The 19660-nt window shown below is 67.1% G+C and carries 22 protein-coding genes and 1 riboswitch; of the genes, 13 read left to right on the forward strand and 9 right to left on the reverse strand.

Translation table 11 applies throughout. The features are described 5' to 3' along the window. Positions 1–102 precede the first annotated feature (102 nt). Positions 103–288, reverse strand: coding sequence for a (2Fe-2S)-binding protein (locus ACW178_RS08475; RefSeq protein ID WP_054765439.1), 186 nt, complete (start codon positions 286–288; stop codon positions 103–105). Between the two features lie 127 nt (positions 289–415). Between ACW178_RS08475 and thiE the strand changes: the two genes are divergently transcribed. Further along, complete coding sequence (gene thiE, locus ACW178_RS08480; RefSeq protein ID WP_191558348.1) at positions 416–1069, forward strand: thiamine phosphate synthase; 654 nt, start codon at positions 416–418, stop codon at positions 1067–1069. A gap of 76 nt (positions 1070–1145) precedes the next feature. Further along, complete coding sequence (locus tag ACW178_RS08485; protein ID WP_152949933.1) at positions 1146–2813, forward strand: sensor histidine kinase; 1668 nt, start codon at positions 1146–1148, stop codon at positions 2811–2813. Between the two features lie 215 nt (positions 2814–3028). Here the strand turns inward: ACW178_RS08485 and ACW178_RS08490 are convergent, their stop codons facing one another. Next, positions 3029–3340 carry a hypothetical protein gene (locus ACW178_RS08490; RefSeq protein WP_152949935.1) on the reverse strand — a complete coding sequence of 104 codons (312 nt, stop codon included), beginning with the start codon at positions 3338–3340 and terminating at the stop codon, positions 3029–3031. Between ACW178_RS08490 and ACW178_RS08495 the strand changes: the two genes are divergently transcribed. Next, entirely contained in the window at positions 3330–3665 is a 336-nt protein-coding gene (locus tag ACW178_RS08495; protein ID WP_152949937.1) for a hypothetical protein, read from the forward strand. The genes ACW178_RS08490 and ACW178_RS08495 overlap by 11 nt on opposite strands. 10 nt (positions 3666–3675) lie before the next feature. Here the strand turns inward: ACW178_RS08495 and ACW178_RS08500 are convergent, their stop codons facing one another. The 4 genes from ACW178_RS08500 to ACW178_RS08515 form a co-directional block, all read right to left on the reverse strand. After that, complete coding sequence (locus tag ACW178_RS08500) at positions 3676–4017, reverse strand: VOC family protein (protein ID WP_054765444.1); 342 nt, start codon at positions 4015–4017, stop codon at positions 3676–3678. Between the two features lie 188 nt (positions 4018–4205). Next, positions 4206–4622, reverse strand: coding sequence for a GNAT family acetyltransferase (locus ACW178_RS08505; protein ID WP_287105576.1), 417 nt, complete (start codon positions 4620–4622; stop codon positions 4206–4208). Then, entirely contained in the window at positions 4619–5704 is a 1086-nt protein-coding gene (gene aroC, locus ACW178_RS08510) for a chorismate synthase (RefSeq protein ID WP_287105575.1), read from the reverse strand. The genes ACW178_RS08505 and aroC overlap by 4 nt, the downstream gene beginning before the upstream one ends. A gap of 70 nt (positions 5705–5774) precedes the next feature. After that, the gene (locus ACW178_RS08515) at positions 5775–6506 is read right to left on the reverse strand and encodes a DnaJ C-terminal domain-containing protein (RefSeq protein ID WP_287105574.1); all 732 of its coding nucleotides are present in this window, start codon (positions 6504–6506) and stop codon (positions 5775–5777) included. A gap of 119 nt (positions 6507–6625) precedes the next feature. On the opposite strand from ACW178_RS08515, the gene pdxH reads away from it, so the two are divergent. Both pdxH and ACW178_RS08525 read left to right on the forward strand, forming a co-directional pair. Continuing rightward, a complete protein-coding gene (gene pdxH, locus ACW178_RS08520) occupies positions 6626–7300 on the forward strand; it encodes a pyridoxamine 5'-phosphate oxidase (protein WP_287105573.1) in 675 nt (224 codons plus the stop codon). Between the two features lie 87 nt (positions 7301–7387). Further along, complete coding sequence (locus tag ACW178_RS08525; protein WP_152949947.1) at positions 7388–8983, forward strand: carboxylesterase/lipase family protein; 1596 nt, start codon at positions 7388–7390, stop codon at positions 8981–8983. Positions 8984–8992: 9 nt separating this feature from the next. Here ACW178_RS08525 and ACW178_RS08530 read toward each other — a convergent pair whose 3' ends face one another. Together ACW178_RS08530 and ACW178_RS08535 are read right to left on the reverse strand one after the other, a co-directional pair. Continuing rightward, the gene (locus ACW178_RS08530) at positions 8993–10063 is read right to left on the reverse strand and encodes a L,D-transpeptidase family protein (protein ID WP_054765450.1); all 1071 of its coding nucleotides are present in this window, start codon (positions 10061–10063) and stop codon (positions 8993–8995) included. Positions 10064–10101: 38 nt separating this feature from the next. Continuing rightward, entirely contained in the window at positions 10102–10263 is a 162-nt protein-coding gene (locus ACW178_RS08535) for a hypothetical protein (RefSeq protein WP_191555498.1), read from the reverse strand. Between the two features lie 180 nt (positions 10264–10443). Between ACW178_RS08535 and ACW178_RS08540 the strand changes: the two genes are divergently transcribed. The 3 genes from ACW178_RS08540 to ACW178_RS08550 all read left to right on the forward strand — a co-directional run bounded on the left by ACW178_RS08540 (position 10444) and on the right by ACW178_RS08550 (position 13507). After that, positions 10444–11604 (forward strand): GNAT family N-acetyltransferase, encoded by a 1161-nt coding sequence (locus ACW178_RS08540; protein WP_492024465.1) that lies wholly within the window; start codon positions 10444–10446, stop codon positions 11602–11604. 19 nt (positions 11605–11623) lie between these two features. Continuing rightward, positions 11624–12532 (forward strand): cupin domain-containing protein, encoded by a 909-nt coding sequence (locus ACW178_RS08545; protein ID WP_287105570.1) that lies wholly within the window; start codon positions 11624–11626, stop codon positions 12530–12532. A gap of 99 nt (positions 12533–12631) precedes the next feature. Then, entirely contained in the window at positions 12632–13507 is an 876-nt protein-coding gene (locus tag ACW178_RS08550) for a GIN domain-containing protein (protein ID WP_336966717.1), read from the forward strand. 128 nt (positions 13508–13635) lie between these two features. Here the strand turns inward: ACW178_RS08550 and ACW178_RS08555 are convergent, their stop codons facing one another. After that, positions 13636–14388 (reverse strand): porin, encoded by a 753-nt coding sequence (locus ACW178_RS08555; RefSeq protein ID WP_152949953.1) that lies wholly within the window; start codon positions 14386–14388, stop codon positions 13636–13638. A 252-nt stretch (positions 14389–14640) separates the two neighbouring features. Then, positions 14641–14842, forward strand: a riboswitch (cobalamin riboswitch). Between the two features lie 110 nt (positions 14843–14952). On the opposite strand from ACW178_RS08555, the gene metE reads away from it, so the two are divergent. The 5 genes from metE to ACW178_RS08580 all read left to right on the forward strand — a co-directional run bounded on the left by metE (position 14953) and on the right by ACW178_RS08580 (position 19657). Further along, positions 14953–17295 (forward strand): 5-methyltetrahydropteroyltriglutamate--homocysteine S-methyltransferase, encoded by a 2343-nt coding sequence (gene metE, locus ACW178_RS08560; RefSeq protein WP_492024466.1) that lies wholly within the window; start codon positions 14953–14955, stop codon positions 17293–17295. A gap of 346 nt (positions 17296–17641) precedes the next feature. Beyond that, on the forward strand, positions 17642–17947 hold the full coding sequence (rpsJ, locus tag ACW178_RS08565) for a 30S ribosomal protein S10 (protein ID WP_003164367.1): 306 nt from the start codon (positions 17642–17644) through the stop codon (positions 17945–17947). Positions 17948–17967: 20 nt separating this feature from the next. Next, positions 17968–18717, forward strand: coding sequence for a 50S ribosomal protein L3 (gene rplC, locus ACW178_RS08570; RefSeq protein WP_152949956.1), 750 nt, complete (start codon positions 17968–17970; stop codon positions 18715–18717). Then, entirely contained in the window at positions 18717–19355 is a 639-nt protein-coding gene (gene rplD / locus ACW178_RS08575) for a 50S ribosomal protein L4 (RefSeq protein ID WP_152949958.1), read from the forward strand. The genes rplC and rplD overlap by 1 nt, the downstream gene beginning before the upstream one ends. Further along, on the forward strand, positions 19355–19657 hold the full coding sequence (locus tag ACW178_RS08580; protein ID WP_054765458.1) for a 50S ribosomal protein L23: 303 nt from the start codon (positions 19355–19357) through the stop codon (positions 19655–19657). The genes rplD and ACW178_RS08580 overlap by 1 nt, the downstream gene beginning before the upstream one ends. The last annotated feature ends 3 nt before the right edge of the window (positions 19658–19660 follow it).

The raw sequence follows: 19660 nt of genomic DNA on the forward strand, positions 1-19660 counted from the left end.
TCAGGCCGTGCCGTACCACAGTAAAAGCCAGTTTGTTTATTTGCGAGTTTTTATCACTACATTGATAGTGCGAGTGATTTTCGCCCGCGAAGGCTTCAGCGACTATTCGGCGGCGAGGGCGAAGGCTTCGCGGCTGTCCTGGATCATCTGCCGCATCTCACAGACGCATTTGGCGCACTGGGCCTGACACTGGTGGCGCTCGAAAATGTCGCGCGGACGGCTGGCGCCAGCCTCGATGGCTTGAGCGACGTCTCTTTGACGCAGACCGTTGCAGTTGCAGACGTACACGAGGATCCATGCGGTCGAGGCTGATAATGGTTCGCTATAGCATCCGTTAAGGCGATTGCAAGTCGTTCGCACGCATTGCGCCGTCTGATACCGTTGACGAATGGTCGCAGGAGAGGGAAGCAGCGCCATGGCCAAGTCCCCCACCGTTCCCGCCCGTCCGCCCTGCCGCCTCTATCTGATCACCCCTCCGGTGATTCCGGATCTGGACGCCTTTGCGAACCTGCTGGGTCAGGCGTTGGACGCCGGCGACGTGGCGGCGCTGCAAATCCGGCTCAAGCCGGCCGACGACGCCGCGGTCCGGGCGGCGGTCGCGGCGCTGGCGCCCGTCGCGCGTCGCCACGGCGTGGCCGTTCTGCTGAACGACCGCCCGGATTTGGCCAAGGAGACCGGATGCGATGGCGTGCACATCGGCCAGCAGGACGCCACTCTGGCCGAGGCTCGGCGCATCATGGGGCCAGACGCCATGATCGGCGTCACTTGTCACGACGACCGTGAACTGGCCTGGGACGCCGCAGAGGGCGGAGCCGACTATGTCGCCTTCGGCGCCTTCTATCCGACCGACACCAAGACCACGACGCACCGGCCGGAGTTGGAGCTTCTGACCGTCTGGCAGGAAACGGTCGAGGCGCCCTGCGTCGCCATCGGCGGGATCACGGTGGACACGGCCCGGGACCTCGCCCGCGCGGGGGCCGATTTCATCGCCGTCAGCAGCGGCGTCTGGTCCTATGCCCAGGGGCCGGCGGCGGCGGTCAAGGCTTTCAACGAAAGGTTGAAGTTCTGAACCGCGCCCTGCTTCAGGGTATTTTAGCATGATCGGCGTCTAATCTTCGGCGGATCCATTCGCCGAGACCCTTTACATGACGATGAGCCGCGCGCTCGACATCGCAACCGCAGCCCCTGCGTCGGCAGCCGGCCTAGGCCGCAGCAAGGCGGCCAGTGATCTGTTCGCCCACCCCGTCGTGCCTGTCTTGACCGGCGTGGCGGTGGCCTTGCTGGTCGCCGTGGCGGTCAATTTTGCGCGCAGCTCCGGCCTGATGGTCGGCCTGTGGGCCGCCAGCGGCGTGGCGGTTGCGGTCTGGCTGAGGACCGGCAGCGGACGCCGTCACGACATGGTCTACGCCCTGGTTCTGACCGTCAGCCTCATGATCGGCGAGTTGATCTCGGGAAACAGTCCGGCGCTGTCGTTGCTGTTCACTGCCGGCAATCTGATCGAGATCGGGGCGGCTGTGTTTCTGGTGCGTCGAGTTTTGCCGAGCCTGCACATTCTCAGTCTGGGCAGCACCGTCCGCTTTCTGCTCTGCGCCCTGATCGCCCCTGTCCCCGCAGGCCTGGCGGTGGCCTTTGCCCTGCCGCATCTGGGTCAGGAGGCGTCGCTGGAGAGTTTCAAGACCTGGTGGTTCGGCCATACCCTCGGCATTGCGGTGATCGGGGCTCTGGGGCTTTCATTGACCCGTTCCACCCTGACCCGCCTGAACCGCTCGCAGACGCGATTTGAGGCGGCGGGCCTGATGGCCGCCATTCTGGCCTTCTACTACATCGGCTTCACCGGACAGATGTCCATGGGCTTCATAATGACGCCGCTGCTGCTGGCGGTGGCGGTGCGTCTGGGCGTGGCGGGCTCGGCCTTCAGCCTTCTGCTCGTCTCGATCCTGGCGGTGGGCAGCGCCATGGCCGGCGCCGGCCCCTATGTCACCGGAATGGAGCGCGCCGAACAGGTGCTGATAGCGCAGCTGTTGGTTCTCATCGGCTATATGCCGACCCTTTTGGTGGCCGCCCTTCTGGAGGAACGAGATCGGCTGGCCGAGCGAGCGCGTCTGGGACAGGTTCGGGCCGAAATGACTTCCGAAGCCAAGTCTCGCCTGCTGGCCAATGTCGCGCACGAGATCAAAAGCCCGGTCGCGGGCGTCATCGGCATCGGCCAACTCTGGTCAAGCGGGCAACTGGGGCCGGTGACGCCGAAACAGGCGGAGATGGCGGACATGCTGGTCAAGACGGCCCGACAGGTCGAGGCCCTGGCGCACGATCTGCTGGACGTGGCGCGCGCCGAATCCGGCTCGGTCAAGGTCGAACTGCGCCCGACCGACGTGGTGGGCGTGCTCGATGACGTCCGGCGCAGTGCGGTGCTGTTGCCCGAGGCTCAGGGCGTGGAGATCACCGTCGTCTGCGAGGACGGCCACGCGGTGGCTGTGGCGGACTCCCAACGACTGGTTCAGGTCGTGACCAACCTGGCGGTCAATGCGCTCAAATACGGCGGTGCGGGCGGCGGCGTGATCCTGCGAGCGATCCAGCAGGAGGATTGCGTTCGCATCGAGGTGTCCGACTTCGGCCCCGGCCTGTCCGAGGAGAAGCAGGCGCAGCTGTTTGAGCCCTTCAACCGTCTGGGGCTGGAACGATCCAGCGTGGAAGGCCACGGCGTCGGCCTGGCCCTGGCCAAGCGGCTGGTTGAGCTTCAAGGCGGCGCCATAGGCGTGGTGTCGGCGCCGGGTGAGGGCGCGACCTTCTGGATCGAGCTGCCGCGCGCCTGACGGGGCCTTGCGGTTCAGCCTGCGGCGCGTAAAGGTCGCGCCATGTTCGCTCTCGCTCTCGCCGCCACGCTTCTGTCCGGTCAAGAAGCGTCGTCCGCACCGCGCTCGCCGTCGGATCTGACGCGGGATTTGAACAGCGGTCCGCCCTTCAAACCGACGACCGCATCTCAACCCCAGCCGCCGGCGACCTCTTCTCAAACCGGGGCGGCGCCGATTCAGTCGGGGGCGTCGTCTGTGACGCGCGACCTCAACAGCCTGTCGGCGGGGCGTGCGCCGGCCGCCGCGCCCGCGCCCGCGACGCCCTCCGCAACGTCCGCTGCGATCGGGGCCGAGCCCTCGGCTGCGGCGCCGACCTCTCCGGCGGTGCGACCGGCGATCACGCCGCCACCACGGCCGACGCCCGCGACGACGCCCGCCGTCACGTCGCCGGCCGCGCCGACCTCTTCGGCGACCAGCGCTGCGCCGTCGGCGAACCCTGTCGGCTTGTCAGGCCTGGACGCCGCCGCTATCGCCGCCTTGCCCTTCACCCTTGAGCTGCCGCAGAGCCTGATCCTGACCCGCGCCCCGGCGGGCGCCGACGCCGCCGTCTATTCGGTTCGGGCCGCCGGGGGGCTTCCCCTCGTCATGATCTATGTGGGTCCGGCGTCGCAATTCCCCATTTACGACGGCGAGGTGGTGCGGGCCGGAGGGCGCGCCTCGGTCGTGGTCAGCGAAGGCGGGCGACGTCAGGCGCTGGAGCACCTGTTCCAGCGGCCGTCCGCGCCCCAGGAAATCCATATCTGGGTGGCGAGTGTGGACGACGCCGCCCGCGACTTGGCCGAGAGGATTGCGCAGTCGGTGGACGCCCGCTGACGTCCTGGGGTCAGTTTTCCGACCAGACCGCCATCTCCGTCCCGGCAGGATCGGCGAAGTGGAAGCGACGACCGCCCGGAAAGGCGTAGATTGGCTTCAGGATCACGCCGCCGGCCGTCTCGACCTTGGCCTGCATGGCCTCCAGGTCGTCCGCGTAAAGAACGGGTAGAGGCGTCCTGGTTCGTTCCGCCTCGTCGGCGTCGAAACCGCCGTCCAGCCCCTGGTCGAAGGCAGCGTAGGTCGGGCCGTAATCGACAAAGGTCCAGCCGAAGGCCTGACTGTAGAATCCCTTGGTCCTGGGCAGGTCTGCAGCGGGCAGTTCGAGGTAGTCCAGCTTTCCGTCTTCACGCACGGTTGATCTCCTGTAGTGCGGCGCCACCGACGAACCCGTCTTGCACACCGCTCAGATGCGCGCGAACCTGCAAACGGTTCGCAGTTGCAGGAGTCGGCGATGATCGTGATGACGACGGGTCTAACCGGCCTGATGGCGCTTATGCGGCAGGACGAGAAGCCGAAGGACAGAGCGAACGGCGACGCCGGTCAGCCGTCCAGCCTGCGGCCGAGTACGATCACCTCCTGCCGCTCCAGACCCAGTCGCTGATAAAAGCCCACAGCCGCCTCGTTATCGCTGCGGACCATGAGCTGAAGTTTGGGGGCGCCTCTGACCATCAGCCAGTCTTCCGCCGCCGCCGTCAGGCTGCGCCCCAAGCCGCGGCGACGACGCCCGGGGTCAACCGCCAGATAATAGACCCAGCCGCGATGGCCGTCGAAGCCCACCATGATGGTCCCGCCTATTCCCGCGTCGTCCGCCGCGACCAGAACGGCGGAGGTCGCGCCGCCCTTCGCCAGAGTCAGGTCCGCAACCGGGTCGTTCCATGGGCGCGTCAGGCCGCAGGCTGTCCAAAGTGCGATGACCGCCTCGTCTTCCCCTTCGCGGATGGATCGGATGTCCGTCATCCGACCTGGGCACGGTGTCGCAGGAGGGCGTCGGCCAGCACGCAGGCGGCCATAGCCTCCACCACCGGAACGGCGCGCAGGGCGACGCAAGGATCGTGGCGGCCCTTGGTGCGCAGATCCGTCTCTTCGCCGTCGCGCGTGATGGTCTGGCGCGGCGTCAGGATCGATGAGGTGGGTTTGAACGCCACCCGCGCCGTGACCGGCTGTCCTGTGGAGATGCCGCCCAGCACTCCGCCCGCATGGTTCGACAGGAAGACCGGCTGCTTGTTCAGGTCCAGCCTCATCTGGTCGGCGTTGTCCTCGCCCGACAACTCCGCCGCTCCGAAGCCGGCGCCGATCTCCACGCCCTTGGCGGCGTTGATGGACATCAGGGCGGCGGCCAGTTCGGAATCCAGCTTGCCGTAGAGCGGCGCGCCCCAGCCGGGAGGCACGCCCGTCACCTCCAGGGCGACGACGGCGCCGATCGACGAGCCGGCCTTGCGGACCTCGTCCAGATAGGCCTCCCATTCCGCTACGACCGCGCTGGAGGCGGCGAACAGCGGGTTGCCGTGCACGGCGTCGAAATCAATGGCTTCCGGTGCGATCCGGTGAGGGCCGATCTGCACCACGCCGGCGCGGATCTTGACGCCGTCGCCCAGCACCTTGCGCGCCACAGCTCCCGCCGCCACGCGGCTGGCCGTCTCGCGCGCCGACGAGCGCCCGCCGCCCCGCGGATCGCGAACGCCGTATTTGGTCTGATAGGTGAAGTCGGCATGGCCGGGACGATAGGCCCGCGCGATCTCGCCATAGTCCTTGGATCTCTGGTCCTCGTTTTGGATCAGGATCGAGATGGGCGTGCCGGTCGTGACCGGGCCCTCGCCGTCGTCGAACACGCCCGACAGAATCTGCGCGGTGTCGCTTTCGCGCCTCTGGGTCACGAAGCGCGAACCGCCGGGCTTTCTCTGGTCAAGCCAAGGCTGAAGATCGGCCTCGGTCAGAGGGATCAGCGGCGGGCAGCCGTCCACGACGCAGCCGATGGCTGGGCCGTGGCTTTCGCCCCAGGTGGTCACGCGAAACAGATGGCCGAAGGTGTTGTGCGACATAGGGCGACGCTTAGAGCATGACGGCGCCCGGCGAAACCGTCACGCCGGGTTCGCGAAGCGCTTTGCGGCCTCAGGCCGCCAGCCGTTCCGGCGTCCAGGCCCGGGTGAACTGCGCCAGCAGGTCTTCGGCCGGGGACCGCGTGTCGGACGACGGCGTCAAGGTGACGAACAGATGGCCTGCGGAGCGTGACCCGCGCGCCGGCAGGCCCAGGTTTTTCAGCCGAATGCGGACCGGCGCCGCACGGTCCGGCGTGATCCAGGCGGAACGTGTCCCGGCGTGGGTGTCGATCTCGACCCGACCGCCTTCCTGCAACAGGCGCTGAGGCGTCGGCCAACTCATGAACAGATCGTCGCCCAGGACCGACAGGCCGTCTTGGGGGCGGATCAGCACCGCCAGGAGAAGGTCCGCCCTGTCGGCCGCCCCGCCGCGCAGCCGCAGCGTCTCTCCGGTTCGAAGGCCCGGCGGCGCCGCGACCCGGATCGTGCGCGCACCCAGCCGCAGATCAATCTTGGCGCCCGCGACCGCCTGCAAGGGGCTGAGGCTGAGCACAGGCGGGGCGGCGGGCCGGTCCGGCGTCCCCGGCGCGGCGTCGCCCGGCCTGTAGGCCTGGACCAGGCGATAGGCGGCGATGACTCTGCGAAACCGATCGGCGTCTCCGCCAGGCTGGTCGGGCCGCGCCGCCTTCACCGCCGCGCGGAAGGCCGCCTTCAGCGATTCAGCGTCGGCGGCGTCCTGAAGCCCCAAGGTGGAAAGGGCGTCACGAACCGCATCGGCGTCTGATCGGGAATGAGAAGGGCTCATTTCGCTACCGTTCGCGCCTTAGGGTCAACGCCGGGTTAACCAGCTTGATCTGGACGGCGGGGAGGGGGGATTTGATCCCGATCATTTTCATCGGCTCCTTCACAGTCTAAATCCTGCGCATGACCGCACCAGTGATCCCGCCCAGTCCGTCGCGAGAGGAATACGCTCGCGACTACGCCGCCGCCCTGGCCGCCAACGGCGACGAAAGCCTGTTCGACCGCACCGAACCGATCGGTCCCTTCATCGAATGGCTCGCTGAGGCGCGCGCGCATGAGGTCAATGATTCCAACGCCATGACCCTGTCCACCGTGGACGCCGACGGCATGCCGGACGCGCGGATCGTGTTGTTGAAGGACGTCGATGCGCGCGGCTTCACCTTCTATTCGAACCGCGAAAGCGCCAAGGGCGTCGAACTGGCGGCGCGGCCGGTCGCCGCCTTGACCTTTCACTGGAAGTCGCTGCGCCGTCAGGTGCGGGTGCGAGGCTCAGTCGAACCGGTGACGCCTCAGGAGGCCGACGACTATTTCGCCAGCCGGGCCCGCGAGAGCCGCATCGGCGCCTGGGCCTCGGACCAGTCGCGACCGCTGGACGATCGCCAGACCCTGGAGGCGGCCGTCGCGCGCGAGACTGCCCGGTTCCAGGACCTGGAGGTGCCGCGTCCTGAGCGGTGGAGCGGCTGGCGGGTGACGCCCCATGTCGTCGAATTCTGGCGCGACCGGCCGTTCCGCCTGCATGACCGGCTGCGCTTCACCCGCGACGGCGACGCCTGGCTGCGACAGCGCCTTTGGCCCTAGGTCGTTCTGCGGGACTGAATCGGTTCGCACAGGGATATTTGCACGGGCGCGCGCGTTAAAGTCGCTTCGTCACGGCCAAGGTTCTCTATGCGTCTGCTGTCGCTGCTGTTCGCGTCCCTCGTTCTGGCGGCCTGCGCCGTCCATCCGGGCAAGGTCCTCTCCATTAAGTTTGCGCCGGACGCTCGCCCGGTTCTCGCCGCCACCGAGGCCGGGACGGTTCGGGGCGTAGAGGGCGCGGGCGCGCGGGCGTTTCTGGGCGTGCCCTTCGCGCGCCCGCCCGTCGGCGAACTGCGCTGGCGGGCGCCTCAGCCCGTTGAAGGCTGGAGCGGGGTGCGCGACGCCACCCGCATAGGGTCCGACTGCACCCAGGCTATAGGGCGCAAGGCGATATTGGGCGGCGGGGGCGGTCTGGTGGTCGGGTCAGAGGATTGCCTCTACCTCAACATCTACGCCCCGGCCGGCGAACCGCAGCGGCGCCGGCCTGTCATGGTCTATATACCGGGCGGCGCCTTCACCGTGGGCTCGGGCGCCAACTACGATCCGTCGCGGCTGGCGGTGGATCAGGACCGGGTGGTCGTCACTTTGAACTACCGGCTGGGGGCCCTCGGCTGGCTGGCGCATCCTCAGTTCCAGGCTGAGGGTGAGGGGTTCGGCGGCAACTTCGGCCTGATGGATCAGTTGGCGGCGCTGAAATGGGTGAACCGCAACGTCGCCGCCTTCGGCGGAGACCCGGCCAATGTCACCCTGTTCACGGAAAGCGCCGGCGCCTGGGCCGCCTGTTATCTGATGACCTCGCCCCAGGCCGAGGGTCTCTATCAGAGGATGATCCTGCAAAGCGGCGGCTGTCTGGAGCCCTCGTCTCTGGTCAGCGCTGAAGAGGCCGCCGCCTCCGGCCCGCTCTTCGCCCGGCGTTTGGGCTGCACCGGCGCCGATCAGATCGCCTGCCTGAAGGCCTTGCCCGCCTGGCGTCTGTCGCGGGCGCCGTCAGTTCGGGCGGGCATCAACGGCCCAGGGTCGTGGGGACCGGTGCACACCGATGCGACCGTGCCTGAAAACCCCGCCCTGGCTATCGACCAAGGGCGGTTCACCCGCGTGCCCGTCATCGTCGGGACCAATCTGGACGAGGGGCGTCTGTTCGCCAATGAAGTCAAGGACATGGACCGCTACCAGAAGGAGACGCTGTGGATGTACGGCGATGTCGGTCCCCGCGTGCTGGACCGCTATCCGGTCGGCCCGGATGGCCCGGCCTATGCCATCGCCGCCAACTTCACCGACCAGAGGTTCGCCTGTCCGTCCCAGGCCCTGCGGCGTCAGCTGTCGCGCTATACGCCAGTCTGGGGATATGAGTTCGCCGATCGCGACGCCCCATTCGTCCTGCCCGACGGGATCGTGGGCCTGGACCTGGGCGCTTATCACGCCAGCGAACTGGCCTATGTCTTCGGGACCAGTTGGATCTTCGCCGACGTCGACCGGTTCACGCCAGAGCAGAAGGCGTTGTCGCTCCGCATGCAGGGCCTGTGGGCCGGATTCGGACAGCAGGATTTCGGCGCTGAATGGCCCCGTGTGGCGGGCGCGGGGCCGGTTCGGGTGTTTACGGCCCAGGGCGATCGACTGGATGACGCCTTCTTCGCTCGTCACAACTGCGACTTCTGGGACGGGACGCCCTTCGGCGCCGTCCACTAGGTCCAGCACCTAGACGAAGCGGACGGTCACGCCCGGCTTGACCTTGTCGGCCAGGGTCCAGGCGTCCCAATTGGTCAGGCGAACGCAGCCGTGCGACGCGGTCTTGCCGACCAGATGTGGATCCGGCGTGCCGTGGATGCCGTAGCTGGGCTTGTTCAGATCGATCCAGACCACGCCCACCGGATTGTTGGGTCCGGGGGCCACGACCACCTTGCGATCCAGATCGCCATAGCTGAGCTTTGACGGGTCATAGACATAGTCGGGATTGCGGGCGACGCCGTTGACCTTGACCGTCCCCGTCGGGGTGGGATTGTCCCGACTGCCGATCGTCGCCGGGAAATAGGCGAGCAGCGTCCCGTCCGCGCCATAGGCCCGCACCGCGCCTTGGGCCTTGTCCACCTCGATCCTTTCGACGTCCGCAGCCAAGGGCGTCGTATTGATCGCGGGAACCAGCAGCTTCTGGCCTGGGCGGTTGAAGTCTGCCGTAGGGTTCAGGGCCCTCAGCAGGTCCTCGGTCACATGAAAGCGCTCGGCCAGCGCTTCGACGATATTGGCGTAGCCCATCGACGGCGCCCGGCCCTGGGCCTCCAGCTCGGTCGGGACTATGCCGAGATAGGAAGCCGAAACGTCCTGTTGGGTTATCTCATAAGTAGAGGTCACGGCGCCCTGGCTGGCGGCGCGCAACCGCCCCATGACCTCGGCGTCGAGGCGGCCGTTGACGGGCAGACCCTGGACCTTCTGAAAGGCGGAGACGGCCTGCCGCATGTTGGACCCTTCCAAACCGTCGATGGCGCCTGGCGAGAAGCGGGCGCGTTGCAACAGCACTTGGGCGCGGATCAGGGCGGGGTCCGGTTGCGGTCGAGCCGCAGGGCTCGCACCTTCACCCTCGGTCGACGGCGGGGAATAGGCGGTGTTCTCGATGGCGTCGCGCGACAAACGGCCCTGCGCCCCGACCTGGGCGGTCTGCTCTGCGGGGGCGGCGGGCGGCCGGTCGTCGTTGGGATCACAGGCGGCGACGGCCAGGCCCGCGACGGTCAGGGCGGCGACGGTTGGCGCCAGGACGATGAAACGAGGGGGCATGAATAATCCTGGAAGGTCGGGGGACGATCGCTGCGGGGTCAGTTCGCTTCCCCTGTCGCCGGGTCCGTCGCCGTCTTTCCTGAATTGCTGGAGCCTTCGGCGCCCTTTGGCTCCGTCGCCGGGCGCGGCGGCTCGCCGTCGGAGTCCGGGCGCAGGTTTTCATTTTCGACTTTGCGGTCATCGGGGCGGGTGTCGGTCATCGGCTTCATTTCCAAGGAGACGCGGGGCGTCCGAGACGGAGCCAACGCATCCGGAGCGCCACGGCTCCCTCCTCATGCGTCAACAGACGTTCACCATGCCGGTGAACCCTAACGAAACAGCAGATTGGTTAGGAGGCGTGATGGAACGGACCTCGCCTGTCGAGGTCGCGCGAGGGCGTCATGGCGGAAGCGCTGCAGGTCGAGATCATGAAGGCGAAGGCGATGGATCCCGCCGCCGTCGACCTGTGGCGGCGGTGGACCTTAACCAACCCCGCCCTGGCAAGCCCCTATTTCTGGTGGGAATTCACCGAGATCGCCGCCCGCGTCTGCCCGGGCGCCGCCGTCGCCGTGTTTCGGCGGGGCGAGCGGATTGTGGGTTTCTTTCCCCACCAGAGGCGCGGCGGCGCGGTGCAGCCGCTGGGCGCCCCGATGAACGACTACCACGGCGTCATCGCCGCCGAGGACGAGATGCTCAGTCTGGAGGCGGTCGCCGGCGTGCTGAACCCGCGAAGGCTTAATGTGCCGAGCTGGGTGGGCCCCGCCCAAGCGGGGCAGGGGCGCGGGACGGTCCAGGTCGCCATGTCGGAGCCCGGTTACGAGGCCTGGTACGCCGAGCGGCGATCGACCTACGGCAAGTATTTCAAGGACAAGGAGCGCGCCCGTCGCAGTCTCGAGGCCGAGCTTGGGCCGATCCGCGTCGAGGCGGGCCTGCGCGACCCGTTTCTCCTGGACCGTCTGATCGCCCTGAAGGCGGCTCAGTACCGTCGATCCGGTCTGCACGACATCTTCGCCTGCGGATGGACACGCGACCTGCTGCACGCCCTGATGCTGGCGCGGCACGAAGACTTCGGCGCCTCGATGGCCGTCATGCACGCCGGCGACAGCCTGGTGGCGCTGGAGTTTTCGCTCCACGCCGGCCGTCATTACCACTTCTGGTTCCCGGCCTATGAGCCGCGGCTGGCGCGGTGTTCGCCCGGCATTCTGTTGAGCATGGACACAATGCGGTTGGCGGCGGCGGACGGCTTCCGCGTCTTCGACTTCGGTTTCGAAGGCGAGGGGTACAAGAAGTATTTCGTCAATGCGCGCCAGACGGTGCGGGAGGCGGTGGTGATCCGGCCCGGCCTGGGCCGGAGCCTAGGCGAGGCGGCCGTGGCCGCCCTGGGCGGAGCCGGAGGACGGGGGCAGGCCCTGCGCAACTCTCTGCGTCGCCGCTGGTCCACCATCGAGGCCTGCGAAGCCTCCTCCCTTGGCCAGTTGCGCGGCGCCGCCTTCGCCCTTCGGTCCGCCGTGAGCAAGGCGGCGGCCAAGCGCAAAGGCCCGGCCCGCGTGGCCCACGTCTAAGCGAAGCCGAGGAAGGCCGATGAACGAACGACGCACCCGCTACCCCGGTCCGATCTCAGAGGCGGCGGACCACCCGCACACACTGGTCGATCAGGGGTTCGCCGAGGATGCGGTCCTGGCGACGGTGCTGGATCGCTATCCCGCCGAACTGTTCGACATCAACCTGTATGACTATGACGAGGCGGGGCAGGTCAGTCTGCGGACCGGCGCGCGAGGGCGGCTGTCCGGCGAGGCCCTGCTGGAGGCCATCAAACAGGGCCGGCTGTGGGTCAATTTGCGGAGCGTGGAGACCGGCTGGCCAGAGCTTTGGGCCGCCGCCATGGACGAATTTCGCAAGATCCAGGCGACCTACCCCGGTCTTAGAGCCGTTCGGAACGCCGGTCAGCTGATTCTGTCGTCGCCCAAGGCGCGGGTGCCCTATCATTTCGACGCGGCAGGGGTGGTCCTGTTCCACATGCGGGGGCGCAAGCGGATCTACGTCTATCCCGGCGACGAACGGCGGTTGCCGGAACGGAACATGGAACAGGTGGTCGCCCGCCAGACGACCGAGGAACTGCCCTATGACCTGGCCTTCGAGCGAGAGGCGCAGATCATCGATCTGGAGCCGGGCCGGGCGCTGACCTGGCCTCTGTATGCGCCGCACAGGGTTGAGAATCTGGATCGGTTCTGCGTCAGCCTGTCGATGGACTTCCAGACCTGGCCGTCGCGTTTCCGAAACGGAGCCCTGTTCACCAACGCCGTCCTTCGCAGCTGCGGCGGACGCCCGCGATGCACCGACGCCATGGGGACGCCCGAGCTGGCGGCCCGCTGGGCGGCCTCTCTGGCCCTTAAGCGCGCCGGATTGTTGAAGAGCCGGATCGCCCATTTCGAACGCGACTTCGAACCGCAGATCGGCGCCGCCGACGGAGCGGGAGAGATCCGGGCCTGAGGCGGGGCCAGGTTAATTCGGGTTCATGACCTGAAGTTAAAATGACTTCGGTCGCCCGGGCGATCACCCTTCTCCCATAGTCAGGGAAAGGGAGCTCTCATGAAGACCGTGCTGATCGCCGCCGCCGCATTGACGGCCTGCGCCGCAGCCGCGCCGGCGTCTGCCGCCGAGGTCGAAATCCGCAACGCTGTCGCGCGCGTCGTCGTCATCGTCGAAGACCGCCAGGACGTCGCCGTGGAGGTGACGCAGGGACGCTCCCGGCTGCCGGCGCTCCAGGTGCGTCGTCAGGGACGGGACGTCCGTATCGACGGCGGTCTGCGTCGCACCGGGATGTGGGGCGGCGACGTCCGCAACTGCAACGCCGGGCGTGCGGGCGCCGCCCAACCTGGCGAAGGCGCCAGTGTTGAGGTGCGCAACCTGGGCCGCGTCCGTCTGGAAGACGCGCCGCTGATCGTGTTGCGCACCCCGCGTGATGTGGACGTCAGCGCGGAGGGCGCTGTTTTCGGCGCCGTGGGACGCGGCGCACGTTCGGTCGAACTGGACAGCGGCGGGTGCGGCTCTTGGACGGTGGCCAATGTCGACGGCGGCTTGGAACTGAGCGTCGGCGGCTCAGGCTCGATCCGAGCCGGCGCTTCACGCAGCTTGGAAGCCAATGTGGGCGGTTCAGGCTCCGTCGCGGCGGGCGCGACCGGAAATCTGAAGACCAGCGTCGGGGGCGCGGGCCGGGTCGATGTGGCGGCTGTCTCGGGCCAGGGGGATATTTCGATAGGCGGGTCGGGCGGCGTGACCGTGCGCCAGGGCCGTCTGGACAAGCTGTCGGTGTCGATCGGCGGGTCAGGCGAGGTTCACTACGGAGGGACGACCCGCGACCTCAACGTGGCGATAGCGGGGTCCGGCGACGTCTATGTTGCGGCGGCGACCGGCTCGGTCTCCCGGTCAATCGTCGGCTCAGGCTCCGTTCAAATCGGACGCTGACATCCGCTTCTCGCCGCTGGAAGGCTCCGGTCGTGGAACCCCGGATCTTCCGCAATGGGACGGCGGCGATGAAAAAGCCCCGGCGGATCGCTCCGCCGGGGCTTTTTTTAGTCAGCAGGCCGTCAGGCTTAGAAGGCGCCCAGGACGCTGGTGATGGCCGAAACGCCCAGGTTGGCGCCGGCCCGGTCGCGGGCTTGCAGACCGCCGCCGAAGCTGTAGCGCAGGCCGACCGACCAGGTGTCGACGTCGACCGACTCGATGTCGGCGCGGGTGTAGGAAGCGCCGACCGAGAACGGGCTGTTCTCGATTTCGTACTCGGCGCCAACGCCGTAGGTCCAGGCGTCCACGTCGCCGCCGGCGACATCGACGTTGTTGTAGCTGACGCCGGCGTTCAGGCGCAGGTTCGGCATGACGTAGAAGGCGGCGTCGCCGCCGACGGTCCAGATGTCGGCGTCTGCGTCGTCGGCCGTGGTGTAGGCGACCAGGCCGGTCAGGGTCGCGTTGGACAGGTACTTCTGGGCCTCGGCGCCGACGGTCCAGACCGGCTCATCGCCCGAGCCGATGCCGTTGGCGGCGACGAAGGCGCCGGCGCGGACGTCCGAGCTCCACATCTTGGTCAGGTGGGCGGCGGCGACGCCGGTGAAGTCTTCTTCACCGAAGGCCTTGGTGTAGTCGACGGCGCCGTTCAGGGTCACGGTCCAGTCAGCGGCCGGCAGGGCGACCGTGCCGTCCACGGTCCAGACGTCGGCGTCGACATCGTTGCCGGCGACTTCGATCGAGGGGTTGGAATAGGTCACGCCGACCGAGCCGACGGCGTCTTGGGCGAAGGCCGGGGCGGCGAACAGGGCGGCGGCGGCCGTGGCGAGGAGGATCGTCTTCATTTTCTTTTGTCCTTAGCAGTCTCGACCCGGATGGGGGTCCGGGGAGGGCGGCTGCTATCAGGCGCGGACGAAGCTGAGCATTAAATCGTCGTTACGTAAGTGTCTTGAAACTGTCGTGTTGCCCATCCGCCACGCCTTGTGGTCGCAATGTGTCAGGGGTGGGCGCATCTGGAGGCAAAGGGTTAAGCTGTGGCAATCGCATAATCATATAAGCATATCCTTATATGTATTGACGGCCTGCTGATTGTGAGGCCATCCTCAGCCGTCGTGGTCTGCACGTGGTCTTCGGAACACGTGCAGCTAAGAGGGAAGCCGGTGGGAAACCGGCGCTGCCCCCGCAACTGTAAGCGGCGAGTCGAAGGTCCATCTCGTGTCACTGGCGTTCACGCCGGGAAGGCCGGACCCTAGGCGTCGACCCGTGAGCCAGGAGACCTGCCCCGACAGATAACGTCCTCCGGCGGGGTGTCCGGTCAGGCCGCATGCGCGCCGCCGGACCCTGCACGTCCGCGTCGGCGTCCGCGCGACCCTGTCCGAAGCCTGGCCACAACACAGGTTTCGAACGTCATGACCCGCCACACCGTCCAGGTCGCCACCCTCGGCTTTCCCCGCATCGGCCCCAAGAGAGAGCTGAAGACCGCGCTCGAGGCCTATTGGGCCGGCAAGACCGACGCCGAGGCCCTTCTGTCCGCCGCCGCCCAGCTGCGTGGCCTGACCTGGGCGCGCCAGCGTGACCTGGGGGCCGACGTCGTGCCGTCCAACGACTTCTCTCTCTATGACCATGTGCTCGACCTGACCGCCATGGTCGGCGCCGTGCCGCCCGCCTACGGCTGGCGCGGGGATCGTGTCGATCTGGCGACCTACTTCGCCATGGCCCGCGGTTCACGGGGCGACGGCCAGGCGTGCGCACACGGTCACGCCCATGCGAGCGGCGAGGGGACGCCGGCCATGGAGATGACCAAATGGTTCGACACCAACTACCATTATCTCGCGCCTGAATTTACCGCCGACCAGGTGTTCCGTCTCGGCTCGACCAAGGCGCTGGACGAATATCTGGAGGCCAAGGCGCTGGGGATCGAGACCCGGCCGGTGCTGCTGGGGCCTGTCTCTTATCTTCTTCTGGGTAAGACGCGGGGCGAGCCGTTTGACGTTCTCACCCTGCTGCCGCGCCTGCTGCCGATCTATGCCGAGGTGCTGCGGTCCCTGGCCCGCGCCGGCGCCACCTGGGTGCAGATGGACGAGCCCTGCCTGGTCACCGATCTGAGCGATGAGGCGAAGGCGGCGTATGATCACGCCTATCGGGTGCTGGCCGACGTGACGCCGCCGATCAAGCTGATGCTGACCACCTATTTCGGTGGGCTCGGGGATAATCTGGAGGCCGTGCTGCGCCTGCCGGTTCACGGACTGCACATCGACCTGATCCGAGCGCCGGAGCAGTTGGCCCAGGTCGCGTCTGCGGCGCGCGTCGATCAGGTGCTGTCGCTCGGCGTCATTGACGGCCGCAACGTCTGGAAGGCCGACCTCAACGCCGTGCTGGACAAGGTGGAGCCCCTGGTCGCGGCCGGGCGCAGGGTGATGATCGCCCCGTCCTCCTCCTTGCTGCACGCCCCGATCGATCTGGAACGGGAGACCGGGCTCGATCCCGAGATCAAGGACTGGCTGGCCTTCGCCGTGCAGAAGGTGGCCGAGTTGGCCACCCTGGCGCGGGCGTTGAATGAAGGCCGCGGCGCGGTGAAAGCGGCGCTCGACGCCTCGACCGCCTCGGTCGCCTCACGTCGCACTTCACCGCGCATCAACGACCCCAAGGTCCAGGCGCGAGCCGCCGATGCCGACCCCGCCCTGGCGCTCAGAAACTCCTGCTTTGAAATTCGTCGCCAGGTTCAGCGAGGGCGTCTGAATCTGCCCGCCTATCCGACCACCACCATAGGCTCGTTTCCTCAGACGGCCGAGATCCGAAAGGCGCGCGCTGATCACGGGCGAGGCGTCATCGACGATGCGGCCTACGCCCGCTTGCTGCGCGACGAGACCGCGCGAACGGTCAAGTGGCAGGAGGCGCTCGGCCTGGATGTCCTGGTCCACGGCGAGTTCGAGCGCAACGACATGGTCCAGTATTTCGGCGAGCACTTGTCCGGCTTCGTCTTCACAAAGGCCGCCTGGGTGCAGTCCTACGGTTCGCGCTGCGTGCGCCCGCCGATCCTCTACGGCGACGTCGCGCGGCCCAGGCCGATGACGGTCGGATGGTGGCGCTATGCGCAGGGTCTCACCGACAGACCGGTGAAAGGCATGCTGACGGGCCCCGTCACGATTCTGAACTGGTCCTTCGTGCGCGACGACCAGCCGCGCAGCACGACCTGCCGCCAGATCGCCTTCGCCATCCGCGATGAGGTGATCGACCTGGAGGCCGCCGGCGCCGCCGTCATCCAGATCGACGAGGCCGCCCTGCGCGAAGGCCTGCCCCTGCGGCGCGCCGACTGGGACGACTATCTGGAATGGGCGGTCGAAAGCTTCCGCATCACGGCCTCGGGGGTGCGAGACGAAACCCAGATCCACACCCATATGTGCTATTCGGAGTTCAACGACATCATTCAGGCCATCGGGGCCATGGACGCCGACGTCATCTCCATCGAGACCTCGCGGTCCAGGATGGAGCTGCTCGACGCCTTCTCCGACTACCGCTATCCGGCCGAGATCGGGCCGGGCGTCTATGACATCCACTCGCCGCGCGTCCCCACAGTCGAGGCGATGACCGCCCTGCTGAAGGCGGCGGCGCGCAGGCTGCCGCAGGACCGGCTTTGGGTGAATCCGGACTGCGGGCTGAAGACGCGGGCTTGGCCCGAGACTGAGGCGGCGCTCGCCAATATGGTGACGGCGGCGCGGCTCATGAGGGCGGGGGAGGGGGCGGCGGCCTGATCATTTGCGGCCGGCGGAGGCGGTGTTCAACCGTCCTCCGACCGGCGCGGAAAATCCTGTCGCCGCTCTTGGTTCCGCGCTTGACGAAATCGGAATCGCTAGGCATAAGCCGCCACTCTTGTTGGACCGGCTGTGCATCCCCGGATGCAGACGCGGTTCGCAGGAACGACCTGAGACCCTGTTCTTTGCAGTGACCCAGGACTTTAACGGCCTTCGCAGGCGACTGCGTGGGCCGATCGTTTTTGCGGATTTGCGTACCCTGAGGGCCTAGCGCCCGAAGGCCTTCGGTCTTTGAAATGGTTCACAGGGACGCGGTCCTCCGACCGCATTGGAAGTAAGCACCGATATGGATCAAAGCATCCGCATCAGGCTCAAGGCCTTTGATCACCGCGTCCTCGATTTTTCGACGCGCGAGATCGTCAACACCGCCAAGCGCACCGGCGCCACTGTCCGTGGTCCGATTCCGCTGCCGACCCTGATCGAAAAGTTCACCGTGAACCGCTCTCCGCACGTCGATAAGAAGTCGCGTGAGCAGTTTGAAATCCGCACGCACAAGCGCGTGCTCGACATCGTCGACCCCACCCCGCAGACCGTGGACGCGCTCATGAAGCTCGACCTGTCCGCCGGCGTGGACGTCGAGATCAAGATTTAAGTAGAAAGAGGCGGGATCCGATGCGCACGGGCGTGATCGCCAAGAAGCTGGGCATGACCCGCGTGTTCGCCGATGACGGCGCGCACGTTCCGGTCACTGTGCTGCAGCTCGACGGCTGCCAAGTCGTCGGCCAACGTACCCAGGAGCGTGACGGCTACGTCGCTCTCCAGCTGGGCGCTGGCGCGAAGAAGGCTAAGAACACCAACAAGGCTCAACGCGAGACCTTCGCCAAGGCGGAAGTCGAGCCCAAGGCCTATGTGACCGAGTTCCGCGTCGATGCGGACGGTCTGCTGGACGTGGGCGCCGAACTGTCGGCCGACCACTTTGTGGCGGGCCAGAAGGTCGATATCCAGGGCGAGACCATCGGTAAGGGTTTCGCCGGCGCCATGAAGCGCTGGAATTTCGGCGGTCTGCGCGCCACGCACGGCGTGTCGCTGTCGCACCGTTCGCATGGTTCGACGGGTAACCGTCAGGACCCGGGCCGTACCTTCCCCGGCAAGAAGATGGCCGGCCACTACGGCGCCGAAACCGTCACCACCCAGAACCTGACCGTCGTCCGCGTGGACGCCGAGCGTGGCCTGATCCTGATCAAGGGCGCTGTCCCCGGTCATGACGGCGCCTACGTCAAGGTTCGCGACGCCATCAAGAAGGCCCGTCCGGCCGAGGCTCCGTTCCCCGGCGCCGTGAAGTCGAACAAGGCCGCTCAACCCGCTGAGACGCCCGCTGAAGAAGCGCCGGCCGTCGAAGCGACCGAAGGCGGTGAAGCGTAATGAAACTCTCGGTCATCAAACTCGACGGCAAGGCTGCCGGCGACGTGGAGCTCTCGGACGCCGTCTTCGGCATCTCCGAAATCCGCGGCGACATCCTGGCCCGCACCGTCAGCTGGCAGCTGGCCAAGCGCCGCGCCGGCACGCACAAGGTTCAGACCCGCAACGAGAACTCTCGTACGGGTAAGAAGATGTACAAGCAGAAGGGCACCGGCGGCGCCCGTCACGGTTCGCGCCGTGCGCCGCAGTTCGTCGGCGGCTCGCGCGCCTTCGGTCCGGTCGTTCGCGATCACGGCTTCTCCCTGCCGAAGAAGATTCGCGCCTTGGCCCTGCGTCACGCCCTGTCGTCCAAGGTGAAGTCGGGCGACTTGGTCGTCGTCGACAGCGTCTCGGTCACGGAAGCCAAGACGGCCGCCCTGCGCGAGACGCTGGGCAAGCTGGGTTGGACCAAGGCTCTGATCATCGCGGGTCCGGAAGTCGACGCCAACTTCGGTCTGGCCGCCCGCAACATCCCGCACATCGACGTCCTGCCGAACGCCGGCCTGAACGTCTATGACATCCTGCGGGCCGACAAGCTGGTGCTGACCAAGGCCGCCGTCGAGGCGATCGAAGCCCGCTTCAGCGATAAGGAAGCCGCGTAATGGCCGCTCAACCTACCGCCAAGCACTACGACACCATCCTGGCCCCGGTGATCACCGAAAAGGCCACGATCCTGTCCGAGCAGAACAAGGTCGTCTTCCGCGTCGCCGATACGGCGACCAAGGACGAGATCGCCGCCGCGGTCGAAAGCCTGTTCAAAGTCAACGTCGTCAAGGTCAACACCCTGGTCCAAAAGGGCAAGACCAAGCGCTTCCGGGGCATCCTCGGCCGTCGCGTCGATATCAAAAAAGCGATCGTGACCCTGGCCGACGGCCAGTCGATCGACGTCACCACGGGGCTCTGATCA

It is taken from the genome of Brevundimonas sp. AVps4 (assembly GCF_058681525.1).